At 74.0% G+C, this 12,828-nt stretch carries 11 protein-coding genes and 3 pseudogenes; 3 read left to right on the forward strand and 11 right to left on the reverse strand.

Going from position 1 to position 12,828, the window contains the following annotated elements; translation table 11 throughout:
- Nucleotides 1–179: 179 nt before the first annotated feature.
- A complete protein-coding gene (locus ACVCAH_RS09170) occupies nucleotides 180–1,046 on the reverse strand; it encodes a tetratricopeptide repeat protein (RefSeq protein ID WP_447135632.1) in 867 nt (288 codons plus the stop codon).
- Between the two features lie 92 nt (nucleotides 1,047–1,138).
- Between ACVCAH_RS09170 and ACVCAH_RS09175 the strand changes: the two genes are divergently transcribed.
- Nucleotides 1,139–1,360: a DUF2631 domain-containing protein gene (locus ACVCAH_RS09175; protein ID WP_447135633.1), complete on the forward strand. Its 222-nt coding sequence runs from the start codon at nucleotides 1,139–1,141 to the stop codon at nucleotides 1,358–1,360.
- Nucleotides 1,361–1,465: 105 nt separating this feature from the next.
- Here the strand turns inward: ACVCAH_RS09175 and ACVCAH_RS09180 are convergent, their stop codons facing one another.
- The 9 genes and pseudogenes from ACVCAH_RS09180 to ACVCAH_RS09220 form a co-directional block, all read right to left on the reverse strand.
- Nucleotides 1,466–2,521, reverse strand: coding sequence for a DivIVA domain-containing protein (locus tag ACVCAH_RS09180; RefSeq protein ID WP_447135634.1), 1,056 nt, complete (start codon nucleotides 2,519–2,521; stop codon nucleotides 1,466–1,468).
- A 31-nt stretch (nucleotides 2,522–2,552) separates the two neighbouring features.
- Complete coding sequence (rlmN, locus tag ACVCAH_RS09185; protein ID WP_447135635.1) at nucleotides 2,553–3,704, reverse strand: 23S rRNA (adenine(2503)-C(2))-methyltransferase RlmN; 1,152 nt, start codon at nucleotides 3,702–3,704, stop codon at nucleotides 2,553–2,555.
- Nucleotides 3,705–3,808: 104 nt separating this feature from the next.
- Complete coding sequence (locus ACVCAH_RS09190; protein ID WP_447135815.1) at nucleotides 3,809–5,017, reverse strand: phosphatidate cytidylyltransferase; 1,209 nt, start codon at nucleotides 5,015–5,017, stop codon at nucleotides 3,809–3,811.
- Between the two features lie 323 nt (nucleotides 5,018–5,340).
- Entirely contained in the window at nucleotides 5,341–5,898 is a 558-nt protein-coding gene (gene frr / locus ACVCAH_RS09195; protein WP_109904139.1) for a ribosome recycling factor, read from the reverse strand.
- A gap of 78 nt (nucleotides 5,899–5,976) precedes the next feature.
- The gene (gene pyrH, locus ACVCAH_RS09200; protein WP_447135636.1) at nucleotides 5,977–6,744 is read right to left on the reverse strand and encodes a UMP kinase; all 768 of its coding nucleotides are present in this window, start codon (nucleotides 6,742–6,744) and stop codon (nucleotides 5,977–5,979) included.
- A 161-nt stretch (nucleotides 6,745–6,905) separates the two neighbouring features.
- Entirely contained in the window at nucleotides 6,906–7,760 is an 855-nt protein-coding gene (gene tsf / locus ACVCAH_RS09205) for a translation elongation factor Ts (protein ID WP_447135637.1), read from the reverse strand.
- A gap of 137 nt (nucleotides 7,761–7,897) precedes the next feature.
- Entirely contained in the window at nucleotides 7,898–8,743 is an 846-nt protein-coding gene (gene rpsB, locus ACVCAH_RS09210; protein ID WP_447135638.1) for a 30S ribosomal protein S2, read from the reverse strand.
- Nucleotides 8,744–9,146: 403 nt separating this feature from the next.
- Nucleotides 9,147–10,268, reverse strand: a complete 1,122-nt coding sequence (locus ACVCAH_RS09215; RefSeq protein WP_447135639.1) for a hypothetical protein — start codon at nucleotides 10,266–10,268, stop codon at nucleotides 9,147–9,149.
- A 445-nt stretch (nucleotides 10,269–10,713) separates the two neighbouring features.
- Nucleotides 10,714–10,896, reverse strand: a pseudogene (locus ACVCAH_RS09220) (alpha/beta fold hydrolase); the annotation flags it as partial.
- Here ACVCAH_RS09220 and ACVCAH_RS09225 point away from each other — a divergent pair.
- Nucleotides 10,819–11,559 (forward strand): annotated as a pseudogene (locus ACVCAH_RS09225) (DNA-processing protein DprA); the annotation flags it as partial. The pseudogenes ACVCAH_RS09220 and ACVCAH_RS09225 sit on opposite strands and share 78 nt — an antisense overlap.
- 47 nt (nucleotides 11,560–11,606) lie before the next feature.
- Here the strand turns inward: ACVCAH_RS09225 and ACVCAH_RS09230 are convergent.
- Nucleotides 11,607–11,984 (reverse strand): hypothetical protein, encoded by a 378-nt coding sequence (locus ACVCAH_RS09230; protein ID WP_447135640.1) that lies wholly within the window; start codon nucleotides 11,982–11,984, stop codon nucleotides 11,607–11,609.
- A gap of 276 nt (nucleotides 11,985–12,260) precedes the next feature.
- Between ACVCAH_RS09230 and ACVCAH_RS09235 the strand changes: the two are divergent.
- Nucleotides 12,261–12,732 (forward strand): annotated as a pseudogene (locus tag ACVCAH_RS09235) (site-specific integrase); the annotation flags it as partial.
- Between the last annotated feature and the right edge of the window lie 96 nt (nucleotides 12,733–12,828).

The following is a 12,828-nucleotide window of genomic DNA, read 5'->3' on the forward strand; positions in this document are numbered from 1 at the left end:
CCCCTCAAACAGACCATCAAGGTGTACGCCAAACGCTACCGGAGTGACTGTGGCCCCCGGTCCGCGACGCCGGTAGTGCCGTTCCGCCCGGGCCTGACCGCCCTTCGGCCCGGAGGTCCGCCCGGCGCCACCCCACTCGATCGACCGGCGCCCGCCCAATCGGGCCGGCGCGCCCCCGCTCAGTCGGCCGGCAGCGCCGCCCAGCCGCGACTGCCGGGCGCCCCGGCCCGCCAGGTCTCCAGCAGCACGGGCACCTCGTCCGGAGGTGCGGCGAGGCTCATCCGCTGCTCCCCGGTGACGGCGTGCCGCGGATCCTGGTTGACCTGGCCCTCGCTGCAGCAGGCGCAGATCATCTCGTGGCTGCTCCACGGCTCGGCGCCATACTCCCGCTCCTCGAAGAGCGCCACCAGCGCGTGCACGTCCTCGACGCTCGCCGCCGTGATCGACACGGTGGTGGTGGGCAGCTCCGAGCCCCGCCAGAGCAGCAGCTCGTCGAAGACGGAGAAGGTCTGCCCGTCGACCACCCGTTCCCCGTTCGGCGCGCCGTCGTGCACCACGATCTCCCCGAACCGACGCCCTGAGCCGGGGGTGGGCACGTTGAGCACCCGCGCGCGGGTCGGGCAGAGCCGCCGGGCCCACACCACCTCCGCGCGCCCGCCCGGATCCAACCGGACCGGAGTCACCCCGAAGTCCTCGACGATCTCTCCCTCGCCGTCCGGCACCGGGATGCCGAAGCCCTGCCACGCGTCCCGCGCCGTGGCCCAGTCCCCCATGATCGTGGCGGCGATGCCCAGGTTCCAGAACGCCGGGTCCTGCGTCCCGCGCTCGGCCCGGGCGGCCGCCTCCCGCCCCAGCTCGTACGCCTTGGCCCAGTTCCGCAGGAACTTGTAGGCCAGCGCCGCGTCGTACCACCAGACCGCCGCCCGCGGATGGTCCGGATGCCGCCGGACGAGCCGCTCCAGCGCCTCCCCGGCGACCGGCCAGTCCTCCGCGTCCCACGCCTCGTAGGCCCGCTTAAGCAGGTCGCGATCGTCGGTGCCGGGCATGCGGTGACTCCCATCCGGTCGGACCCTGCGCCGGGCCCGGCACGGGGCGTGCCAGACTAACCAGAGATCCGATCGCGAGGGAAGGACCGACAGTGGCAGGAAGCGAGCCGGTAACGTCGCCAGACCAGCACAAGCCCGGGCACCGCAAGTCCGGGCGGATCGGCGCGGTGCTGACCGCGCTGGTGCTGCTGGCGATGATCTGCGGCAACCACGAGGGCAGGGTCGAGGACATCTGGCTGGTCGGCCTGGCCGCGCTGCTGCTGGTCATCGTCATCGGCGACGTGGTGCTGCGGCGCAACGGCCTGCGCTCCTGACCAGGCCGGCCGTCGGCCCGCACCGCCCCGCGACACGCACGAGGGCCCGCCCCCACACCGGGGAGCGGGCCCTTCGTCGTCGTGCTCAGCGGCCGATCGTCCTGGTCAGCGGCCGAAGAGGATGTCCTGCACGTCCTTGAGCGCGGCGTCCACCTCGGCCTCGAAGTAGCCGCCCTGCACCAGGCCGAAGCGCAGCGTGTCGAGGTCCTTCGGGTTGACCGGCATCGGGTTGCGCCCGGCCATCCCGCCGAGCAGGCTCTCGAAGAACCGGTCGACCTGGTCCGGGTCGTAGCCGCTGCCGAACCGGCGTACCTGGAAGCTGCGGCGGATCTGGTCGACCCGGTAGAGGTCGCTGCCGGGCGGACCAGCCATCGGCGGGCCACCCATCGGCGGGCCACCGGCCGGCGGGCCGGCCATCGGCGGGCCGCCGAAGCCCTGCTGCGGCGGCATCGGTGGCGGACCGGCGGGGCCGCGGCCGCGCATGTCCCGCTCCCGCTCCGGCATCCGGATCTCGGCGGTCATGTCGGTACGCCCTCGCCGGCCGGCCTCGAAGCCGTCGAAGTGCTGCTCGTCCGGGCCGTAGCCACCGCCCGGGCCGGCGGGCAGGCCGCGCGGCGGCGGGCCGCCGTGCCCCATCGGGCCCATCGGTGGGTTCGGGCCGGGACCGGCGGGGCCGCGCGGTGCGTCGTAGCCCCCGCGCGGGGCGTCGTAGCCACCGGTGAAGGCGCCGGTCGGCTCGTCGTAGCGGCCGTAGCGGTCAGCCGGCGGCGGACCGGCCTGCGCCGGCATCGGCCGGGGCGGCAGCGGCTGCGGGACCGGGGACATGCCGCGGTCGTCACGCATCGGCGGGCCCATCCGGTCGGGCGGGCCGAGCCGGTCGCCCATCCGGGGGTCGCCGCCGCGGCCACCCGCGCCACCGCGCTCCTCCAGCTCGGCGAGCTGCCGCTCCACCCGGTCCAGGTGCAGGTCGACCTGCCACTCGTCGTAGCCGTTGAACCGGACCCGGAAGACGACGTCGTGGACCTCCTGCGAGGCCACCGGGGCGCCGACCGGCTGACCGGCGAGTGTCGCCTCGACCCGGTCGAGGAAGGCGTCCACCTCGTCGACCTTGTATCCCCGGCGGAGCGCCTTACGCCGGAAACGCTGACCCTGACTCGCCACTATGTCTCCTGGTCTCGTTCGCTACGGCCGGTCACGCCGTCGTCTCCGTGGTCCGGTCGGTGTCCCTGTCCTCGGTGGCGGCCAGCTGCCCACACGCTCCGTCGATCTCACGCCCCCGGGTGTCCCGCACCGTGGTGGACACCCCGGCGTCGCGCAACCGCCGGACGAACTCCCGCTCGACCGGCTTCGGGCTGGCGTCCCAGCGGCTGCCCGGAGTCGGGTTGAGCGGGATCAGGTTCACGTGGGCCAGCTTGCCGGCCAGCAGCCGGCCGAGCAGGTCCGCTCGCCACGGCTGGTCGTTCACGTTCTTGATCATCGCGTACTCAATCGACACGCGACGCCCCGTCCGGGCGGCGTAGTCCCACGCTGCGTCCAGCACCTCGGCTACCTTCCAGCGCTGGTTTACCGGCACGAGTTCGTCGCGCAGATCATCATCGGGGGCGTGCAACGACAGCGCAAGGGTCACTGAGAGGTCTTCGCTGGCCAGTCGGCGGATGGCCGGAACCAGCCCGACCGTGGAAACGGTGATGTGCCGCTGGGACAGCCCGAGCCCCTCGGGCGCCGGGGCGATCAACCGGCGGATCGCCGCGACCACCCGGTTGTAGTTGGCCAGCGGCTCGCCCATGCCCATGAAGACCACGTGCGACAGCCGCGGCGGCGACCCGGCCACCGCCCCGGAGGCGGCCACCCCGGCCAGGTAGACCGCCTGGTCGACGATCTCGGCGGTGGAGAGGTTGCGGGTCAGCCCGGCCTGGCCGGTGGCGCAGAACGGGCAGGCCATGCCGCAGCCGGCCTGACTGGAGATGCAGACGGTGACCCGGTCCGGGTAGCCCATCAGCACGCTCTCCACCAGCGAGCCGTCGTGCAGCCGCCAGAGCGCCTTGCGGGTCGCGCCGTCGTCGCAGGCCAGCTCGCGCACCGGGGTGAGCAGCCGGGGCAGCAGCCGGTCGGCCAGCCGTTCCCGGGTGGCGGCCGGCAGGTCGGTCATCTGCGCCGGGTCGCGGACCAGCCGGCCGAAGTAGTGGGTGGAGACCTGCTTGGCGCGGAACGCCGGCTCACCCAGCTCGGTGACCAGCGCGCGGCGGCCGGCGAGGTCGAGGTCGGCGAGGTGGCGGGGTGGCATGGTCGCCCGGCGCGCGCCGGGGGCGTCGGGGTCCACGGGGATCAGGGGCAGGCTCGTCATGGCGCGTCCAGTCTGTCACGCCGAAAGGCGGACGCACCTGTCCGGAGGTGCCGAATCGACCCTGGCCTCGCGGAGGACCCCGACGCCCGGACGTGATCCATGCCTCAGCCCACCATCGGCGCGAAGACCGCCAGCAGCAGGTACGCGGTCGGCAGGGCGAACAGGATCGAGTCGAGCCGGTCCATCAGCCCGCCGTGGCCGGGCAGCAGGTTGCTCATGTCCTTGATGCCCAGGTCCCGCTTGATCATGGATTCGGCGAGGTCGCCGAGGACCGCCGCGACCGAGACCGCCAGGCCGAAGAGCGCGCCCCACCACGGCGCGACGTCGAAGAGCAGCCAGAGCAGCAGGGCGCTGCCGAGGGCCGCCGCGCTGACCGAGCCGGCGAAGCCCTCCCAGGACTTCTTCGGGCTGATCGTGGGCGCCATCGGGTGCTTGCCGAAGGCGACCCCGGCCGCGTACCCGCCGGTGTCGGAGAGCACCACCGCGACCAGGGTGGCCAGCACCCGCAGGTGGCCGTCGTCCGGCACCGCCGCCAGCAGCGCGGCGAACCCACCGAGGAACGGCACGTAGACCGCGATCAGGGTGGCCGCGGTGAGGTCGCGCTGGTAGCCGCCGGGACCGTCGCCCAGCCGCCAGACCATCGTGCCGAGCACGGTGACCAGCAGGCCGAGACTGAGCGCGTCGGGGCCGGCGAACCAGGCCAGCCCGACGGTGAGCACCCCGCCGGCGATCAGCGGCACCAGCGGCGGGTGGGCCCCGCTGCGGCGTACCGCCCGGGCCATCTCCCAGCTGCCGATGCCGACCGCGGCGGCGACCACCACCAGGAAGGCGGGCCGGAAGAGGAAGAGCGGCAGCACGATGGCGCCGACGCCGAGGCCGAGGCCGACCGCGATGGCGGCCGGCAGGTTGCGCCCGGCCCGGCTCGGCTGGGACGGCGGCCGGCTGGCGCTGGCCCGGCGCCGTCCCGGCTGCCGTCGGCCGCGCGGCGGCTCCGCCTCGGGCTCCGGTCCGGGTGCCGGGTCGCGGTCCGCGCGGACCGGTTCCAGCTGGGCGGTCGGGTAGTCGTCGTGGTCGCGGTGACCGTTCGTTCCCGCCGGCCGCTCGTCGTACGGCTGGCCGGGGTACCCGTCGACGCCGGGGTACGGGTCGGCGGGTGGGCGGTTCAGCCCGCGCGGCTCGGCGTACCGGTCCGGGGCGGGGTGGCGGGCCCACGGGCCCGGTTCGATGTCCGGCTCCGGCCAGGGCAGGGCGGTCGGACGGTCCGGCCGGTCCCAGCCACGCGGCTCACTGCCGTAGGGGTCGAGGTGGGACATCACGCACCGAGCGGAGCCGGCTCGAGATCCACCAGATGACGCAAGAGCACAACCATCCCCTACAGGCGCGACTGTTCCTCCGGTTGACCGGCCCGTCGACCGGTCGATCCCCGTCGTTCACCGCGAGGTGGCCGGGAATCCTGCCGAGCCTACTGCACCCGTCACCCCGGCACGGCGGACGATGACCCGCCTGCGGTCCGGCCCGGCCCGGCGCCCTGTCGACCGGGCCCGGCCGGTGCGCGTACGCGTCCGCGCCGGCCGCCGGATCGGCACGAGGCCCGCTCCCCGGGCCGGGGGGCGGGCCTCGCGTGACGACGTACGGCTCAGACTTCGAGCAGCTCGGTCTCCTTGTGCTTGACCAGCTCGTCGACGTTGGCCACGTAGCGCTGGGTCAGGTCGTCCAGCTCCTTCTCGGCCCGGCGACCCTCGTCCTCGCCGACCTCGCCGTCCTTGACGAGCCGGTCGAGTTCCTCCTTGCCGCGGCGGCGGATGTTGCGGATCGCCACCTTGGCCTCCTCACCCTTGTGCCGGGCCACCTTGATCATGTCGCGGCGGCGCTCCTCGGTCATCTGGGGGAGCAGGATGCGCAGCTGGTTGCCCTCGTTGTTCGGGTTCACCCCGAGGTCGGAGTCGCGGATCGCCTTCTCCATGGCGTTGATCTGCGAGTTGTCGTACGGCTTGATGATGGCCATCCGCGGCTCGGGGATGGCCACGGACGCCATCTGGGTCAGCGGCGTCGGCGTTCCGTAGTAGTCGATGATGACCTTGGAGAACATCGCCGGAGTGGCGCGGCCCGTGCGGATGGCCCCGAACTCCTCCTTGGCGTGCTCGACCGCACGCTCCATCTTCTCCTCGGCCTCGAGGAGGGTGTCGTCGATCACCGGTCTCCTCGCCTCCTTCTGTGCTCGTCGTGGGCTGTGCTGTGTGTCGGAGGACCGTCGGTGGGCCGCGGCGCCCGCTCAGGCGGTGATCAGGGTGCCGATCTTCTCGCCCGCCACGGCACGGATGATGGTGTCGTCGCCCTGCGCGCCGAAGACCAGCATCGGCAGGCCGTTCTCCATGCAGAGGCTGAACGCGGCGGCGTCGGCGACCCGGAGGTTGCGCTGCAGCACCTCGGAGAAGGTGATCGAGTCGAACTTGCTGGCGGTCGGGTCGATCCGCGGGTCGGCGGTGTAGACCCCGTCCACGCCGTTCTTGCTCATCAGCACCACGTCGGCACGGATCTCCAGCGCGCGCTGCGCGGCCACCGTGTCGGTGGAGAAGTACGGCATGCCGGCGCCCGCGCCGAAGATCACCACGCGGCCCTTCTCCAGGTGCCGGATGGCGCGCAGCGGGATGTACGGCTCGGCGACCTGGGCCATCGTGATCGCGCTCTGCACGCGGGTCTCGATGCCCTCCTTCTCAAGGAAGTCCTGCAGCGCGAGGCAGTTCATCACCGTGCCGAGCATGCCCATGTAGTCGGCCCGGGCGCGGTCCATGCCGCGCTTCTGCAACTCGGCGCCGCGGAAGAAGTTGCCGCCGCCGACCACCACGGCGACCTGCACACCGCGGCGGGCCACGGTGGCGATCTGCCGGGCGACGGCCTGCACGACGTCCGGGTCCACGCCGACGGCGCCGCCACCGAACACCTCGCCGGAGAGCTTCAGCACCACCCGCCGGGCCCGGCCGGGGGGCGGCGCCGTCGGGTCGTCCGCCGCCAGCGTCCGGTCACTCACAACCTGCGTCATCCGCCCCGCCCTCTCCCACGCGCGCGCCCCGCGCGCCGCATACCGCGAAACTGCCGCTGCCGACCCTATGTGACAAGGAGGCCGCGGTGCCTGTCACGTACACCGGCGGCCTCCTCGTCGACGTTCCTGCCCACGGGCGCGGTCGCGCCCGATCAGGCGGCTCAGGCCTGGCCGACCTCGAACCGCACGAAGCGGGTGACCTCGATACCGGCCTCGGCCAGCATCTGCTTCACCGTCTTCTTGTTGTCGGCGACCGACGCCTGCTCGATCAGGACGTAGTCCTTGAAGAAGGCGTTCACCCGACCCTCGACGATCTTCGGCAGCGCCGCCTCGGGCTTGTTCTCCTCGCGGGCGGTCTGCTCGGCGATGCGCCGCTCGGACTCGACGACGTCGGCCGGCACCTCGTCGCGGGTGAGGTACTTCGGCCGCATCGCCGCGATCTGCATGGCGACCGCGCGGGCGTCCGAGTCCGACGCCTCGTCGTCCGGGGTCGACCGGCCGGCGCTCGCCGCGGCGGTGGTGTACTCGACCAGCACGCCGACGGCCGGCGGCAGGTCCTGGCTCTTGCGGTGCAGGTAGACGGCGGTGGTGCCCTCGACCTTGGCGAACCGGTTGAGCACCAGCTTCTCGCCGATCTTGGCGGACTGCTCCTGGATCAGGTCGGCGACGCTCTTGCCGTCCAGCTCGCTCGCCAGCAGCTCCTCGGCGTTGCTGACGCCGCTGCGCTCGCCGTGCTCGACCAGCTGCTGGGCCAGCGAGATGAAGGCGTCGGTCTTGGCGACGAAGTCGGTCTCGCAGTTGACCTCGAGCAGCGCCTTGCCGGAGTGCGCGATCAGACCGTTGGCGGCCGTACGACCGGCCCGCTTGCCGACGTCCTTGGCGCCCTTGACCCGCAGGATCTCGATGGCCTTGTCGAAGTCGCCCTCGGCCTCGGTCAGCGCCTTCTTGCTGTCCATCATGCCGGCGCCGGTGAGGTCGCGGAGCTTCTTGACGTCCGCGGCGGTGAATTGGGACATGGCTCTCTCTTCGGTGTTGAGACGGCGTGTGGATGGTCAGAGATGCCGGTTACCCGGATCCGGGCCGGATGTGCCCGGCGGGCCCGCCGCTGCCCCGCCATACGTCGAAACGGACGGCGGGGCAGCGACGGTACGCCTCACTCCGCGGCGGCGGTGGCCGGCTGCCCGGCGGGCTGCTCCGGCTGCTCCTCGGCCTTCTTCGGCTCCTCGAGCAGCTCGCGCTCCCACTCGGCCAGCGGCTCGTCGGAGGCCACGCCCGGCTCCGGCTTCTCGTCGGCGCCCCGGCGGCGGCCGGAACGGGCGATCAGGCCGTCGGCGACGGCGGCGGCGACGACCTTGGTCAGCAGCTCGGCCGAGCGGATCGCGTCGTCGTTGCCCGGGATCGGGAAGTCGACCTCGTCCGGGTCGCAGTTGGTGTCGAGCACGGCGATCACCGGGATGCCCAGCTTGCGGGCCTCGTCGACGGCGATGTGCTCCTTCTTGGTGTCGACCACCCAGATCGCGGCCGGGAGCTTCTGCATGTCCCGCAGGCCACCGAGGGTGCGGGACAGCTTCTCCTTCTCGCGGGAGAGCTGCAGGGTCTCCTTCTTGGTGTAACCGGCGGCGGTGCCGCTCAGGTCACCCAGGGCCTCCAGCTCCTTCATCCGCTGCAGCCGCTTGTACACGGTCTGGAAGTTGGTCAGCATGCCACCGAGCCAGCGGTGGTTGACGTACGGCTGGCCGACCCGGGTCGCCTGCTCGGCGATCGCCTCCTGGGCCTGCTTCTTGGTGCCGACGAAGAGGATGCTGCCGCCCTCGGCGACGGTGCCGCGCACGAAGTCGTACGCCTTCTCGATGTAGTCGAGCGTCTGGCGCAGGTCGATGATGTAGATACCGTTGCGCTCGGTGAAGATGAAGCGCTTCATCTTCGGGTTCCAGCGCCGGGTCTGGTGCCCGAAGTGGACACCGCTCTCCAGCAGCTGACGCATGGTCACGACGGCCATGGTGGGGTACTCCTTGCGTCCCTGGTTGTCCCGCCCGGCCGGCGGCCGGGCGTCCTGGCGCCCGGTCGCCGGCCATGACGGGCCCGACCAAGATCGGGACCAGGGAGGCCGTCGCCCCACGACGGCTCGTGGAGAGGGCGCGCGAGGTCGACCGCGCGAGGCGGTCGCCAGTCGACCAGTGTACGCCCCTCCCCCGTCCGCCGACCCCCGGGTGCGCGCGGCACCCGCCGCCGCCCACGGTGTCGATCTCCGCCACGAGACCGGACGCCCGGGCGGCGGGTGCCGGCCCGGGCGGCGGGTGCCGGCCCGGGCGGCGGGTGCCGGCCCGGGCGGCGGGTGCCGGCCCGGGCGGCGGTGAGCACCGCTGGCAGCCGGCTGTGAGTTGGCGGCGAGCGTTTTGCTGTCAGTTGGCGGCGAGCGCGGCGGCGACGAAGAGCACCAGGCCGACGGTCAGGTAGGCCGTCGGCGGGCGCAGCCAGCCCCGGCCCCCGTCCGCCAGCGACAACCCGCCGGTCCGCAGCCCGTACAGGCCGACCGCGAAGATTGGCAGGCCGCAGACCAGGAAGGTGCCGACGACCACGTCGGCGGCCGACACCGGGTCGCCCGTCACGCCGGTGAGCAGCACCCGCAGGGCGGGGATCTCGAAGACCGCCACCAGCACCGCGAAGAGCGCGGCCAGCGCCGGCCGCCGGGTCCGGTAGACGCCGTCGCCGACCGGCACACCCGGGCCGGCCACCGGTGGGTACGCCGGCGGCTCGCCGCGCGGACCGACCGGCGGCATCGGGCCGGTCGGCATCTCCAGCGGGTGCGGCGGTTCCGCGGCCGGCGTGGCCAACTGCACCGGGGGCGCCGGCTCGGCCGCCCGTCCGGGTGCCTCCACCTGGCGCACCGGATCACTCACCCGGGCGGACTCCACGATCGGGTATCCGGCCAGCGGCGCGGGCCGCGTCGGGTCGGCGGGGGCGCCGGCCAACGCCTCGGCGGCGGGCGTAGCGACGTCCCGCGGCTCCCGGCCGGCCCGCCGCCCCGCCCGGTCGCCGGGCAGCTCACCGGAGGTCTCCACCGGGTCCGGTTCCGCCCGGCGCGAGCGCGCCGGCCGGTATCCGTCGGTCTCGGCCCGCGCGTCCTCGATCGGGTCGACCGCGGCGAACCGCCCCGACTCACCCACCGTGCCCGCACCGAACCGGCCGGCGTCGGCGTCGCCCGCGCCGAAGCGCCCTTGACCGGGGTCGACCGCGGCGAGCCGCCCAGAGTCCGGCTCCGCCCCGAAGCGACCCGTGTCCGCGTCCGCAGCGAAGCGACCGGTGTCCGGGTCGACGCCGAAGCGACCGGGGTCGCCGTGGCGGGCGGCGGGGTCGGCGTAGCGGGTGGGGTCGGCGCCGCGCTGCTCCGGCGGCCGGAACTCGTCGTCCCGGTACCGGGGCTCGGCCGCCCCACGCCAGTCCGCTTCGCCGTAGCCGCGCTCGCGTTCACCGGGATACCAGCGGGGCTCCTGATCTTCGGCAGAACTCCGTCGTCCGTCCACGTCCGGCACCGTATGCGACCGGTCGCGCGGGCGCCATTCGCCCCCCGGCCAGGCCTTCCGTCCGGTCGGGTCCCGGCCAGCCGCCGCCGGGCCGGTGGCCGGGGGCCCCGCCCGGCCCGCCAACGTCCACGGCGGCGGGGATCGAGGGCGAGATCGGGGCAGGCGGCGGGCACCCTCCAAGATCGTCTGATGCTCAGTAGGCGCGGGCAAGCCTTTCCGCCCTGATCAGCAATAGACGATCACGGGCCAGAAGAAGTGCGCCAGGGGGAAGGCCGGTGGCGCCCCCGCCCCTGCCGGCTCAGCCGGCCCCGGTCGGGACGGGCCGGTCGGTCGCGTCGCCGGCGTCAACCCAGAAGTCCACCAGCAGCCGCTGGAACTCCTCGGCACGCTCGATCTGCGGCATGTGCCCGCAGTCGGAGAACAGGTGGGTGCGGGCCCGGGGGAACCGCTCCCGCGCGGCGTCCAGGTGGGCGGCGGGGAGAACGAGGTCCCGGTCGCCCCAGACGACCAGCGTGGGGACGTCGCGCCGGGCGACCCGACGATCAAGGCGGAGCTCGGCTACGGGCTTGCGGACCGGGGCTGGACGATGGTCTCCGGCGGCGCCTTCGGCATCGACGCGGCGGCCCACCGGGGCGCCCTCAACGCCGGTGGCGTCACGGTCGCCGTCCTCGCCTGCGGCGTGGACCGCCCCTACCCGATGGGCAACGCCGCGCTGTTCGACCGGATCGCCGACACCGGGCTGCTGATCAGCGAGTGGATGCCCGGGGCCGAGCCGCTGCGGCCACGGTTCCTGATCCGCAACCGGATGATCGCCGCAGCCACGCTCGGCACCGTGCTGGTGGAGGCCGCGGCCCGCAGCGGTGCGACCCAGACCACCCACCGCGCGATCGCCCTGGGCAAGCCCGGGATGGTCGTGCCCGGGCCGGTCACCTCGGCGATGTCCGTCGGCGCGCACGAACTTCTTCGGGAGGACCCGAAGGCCCGGGTGGTGACCGGGGTGGCGCAGGTGCTGGAGGAGGTGGGGCCGATCGGCGAGCTGGCGCCCGTCGCGCGCGGTCCGCAGCGGCCGGCCGACCTGCTCGACGACGAGGCGCGGTCGGTCGTCGAGGCGCTCCCCCGGCGGGGCACGGTGGGGGTGGACGCGCTGGCCGCGCGGGCCGGCGTCGACGTGCGCACCGCGCTGCGAAAACTGTCCATGCTGGAGGAACTCGCGCTGGTGGTCCGCCGCGACGACGGATACCGCCTCGCCACGCCGGCGGGCAAGCGAGCGGCGAGCGGCCCGAACCGGTGAGAACTGGATCGTGAGCCCGGCCGCCCTCTCCCGAGCAGCGCCCGGGGTCAGTCGCCCTCGAACCGGATCTCCATGTCCCGGTCCTGCCGGCACCGCCGGGCCAGCCGGTCCAACCGGCGTACGTGGGTCAGTTCCGGGATGGTCCGGGCCAATTCGGTCAGGCAGCATAGTTCGGCGAGGAGTTGCGGCGCCTGCTCGGCGGGGATCAGCAGCTCACCCACCGGGTCCACCCGGTCGAGCAGCGGCGTGCGGCCATTGCCCCGGACCCGTCTGATCAGGTCCAGCAGCACGTCGTCCGGGTCGGGCAGCACCTCGGCCGGCACGTACGACAGGCGACGCCGGCCGGGGCCGACACCGATCACCCGGTAGAGGACGACTTCCACCCCCATGGCCGGTCCCCCTTCGTCGAGCTCGGCCGGTCGCACGGGCGGAGCCGACCTGGGCTCATCGCGCCCCGTTGATATGACAGTCTGCTCGTCCCGGCGGCCGGAATCCATCACTGGCGGGAGTGGACAGTCGGCGGAATCCCGCCGCGCACCCCGTTGCGGGGTCGGCGAGGCCGGGCACCCGGTCTGGTACTCGGCCGGCACCGTGCGTCGACCGTATGGTGGGACGGTGCGGCGCGACAACGAGAACTGGCCGGTGACCGGGGCGATGACGCCCGCCGAACCGGCCACCGGCCCGGTGGTCGGGTGGCCGGGATGAGCCGCGAGGCGCACGGCACCCGGGCGACGCACGAGGCGCTGCCGGCGGGGATGCGCGAGGCGGTGGACGACTTCGCGGGCCACCTGGCCGGGGTGCGCAACCGCTCCGCCCACACCGTGCGGGCGTACGTCGCCGACCTGGTGTCGCTGCTCGACCACGCGCGCCGGATGGGCTGCGCCGAGCTGGCCGAGGTCGACCTGGCGGTGTTGCGCAGCTGGCTGGCGAAGCAACGCACCATGGGCGCCGCGCGCGCGTCACTGGCCCGGCGGGCGGCCGCGGCGCGTACGTTCAGCGCCTGGGCCCACCGGTCCGGCCTGCTCCCCACCGACGTGGCGGCCGCCCTGGCCAGCCCGCGGGCGCAGCGCGAACTGCCCACCGTGCTCCGCGCCGACCAGGCGGCCGCCCTGGTGGAGGCGCCCGGCGCGCCGGCCCGGCCGGCACCGCCCGCCGCCGGGGCGCCGCCCGCCACCGGCACGCCACCCCGGCCGATGCCGCCCGACACCGCCGGCCACCGAGCGGGCGATGGCGACCGGCCCGGGAGGACACCGGACGAGGACAGCGACC

It is taken from the genome of Micromonospora sp. LZ34, from assembly GCF_052981855.1.

Excerpts from the sequence above, each read along its gene's own strand:
- ACVCAH_RS09170 (WP_447135632.1), bottom strand. The coding sequence starts at position 1,046 with ATGCCCGGCACCGACGATCGCGACCTGCTTAAGCGGGCCTACGAGGCG.
- rlmN (WP_447135635.1), bottom strand. The coding sequence starts at position 3,704 with ATGACGAGCCTGCCCCTGATCCCCGTGGACCCCGACGCCCCCGGCGCG.
- ACVCAH_RS09190 (WP_447135815.1), bottom strand. The coding sequence starts at position 5,017 with ATGTCCCACCTCGACCCCTACGGCAGTGAGCCGCGTGGCTGGGACCGG.
- pyrH (WP_447135636.1), bottom strand. The coding sequence starts at position 6,744 with ATGACGCAGGTTGTGAGTGACCGGACGCTGGCGGCGGACGACCCGACG.
- tsf (WP_447135637.1), bottom strand. The coding sequence starts at position 7,760 with ATGTCCCAATTCACCGCCGCGGACGTCAAGAAGCTCCGCGACCTCACC.
- rpsB (WP_447135638.1), bottom strand. The coding sequence starts at position 8,743 with ATGGCCGTCGTGACCATGCGTCAGCTGCTGGAGAGCGGTGTCCACTTC.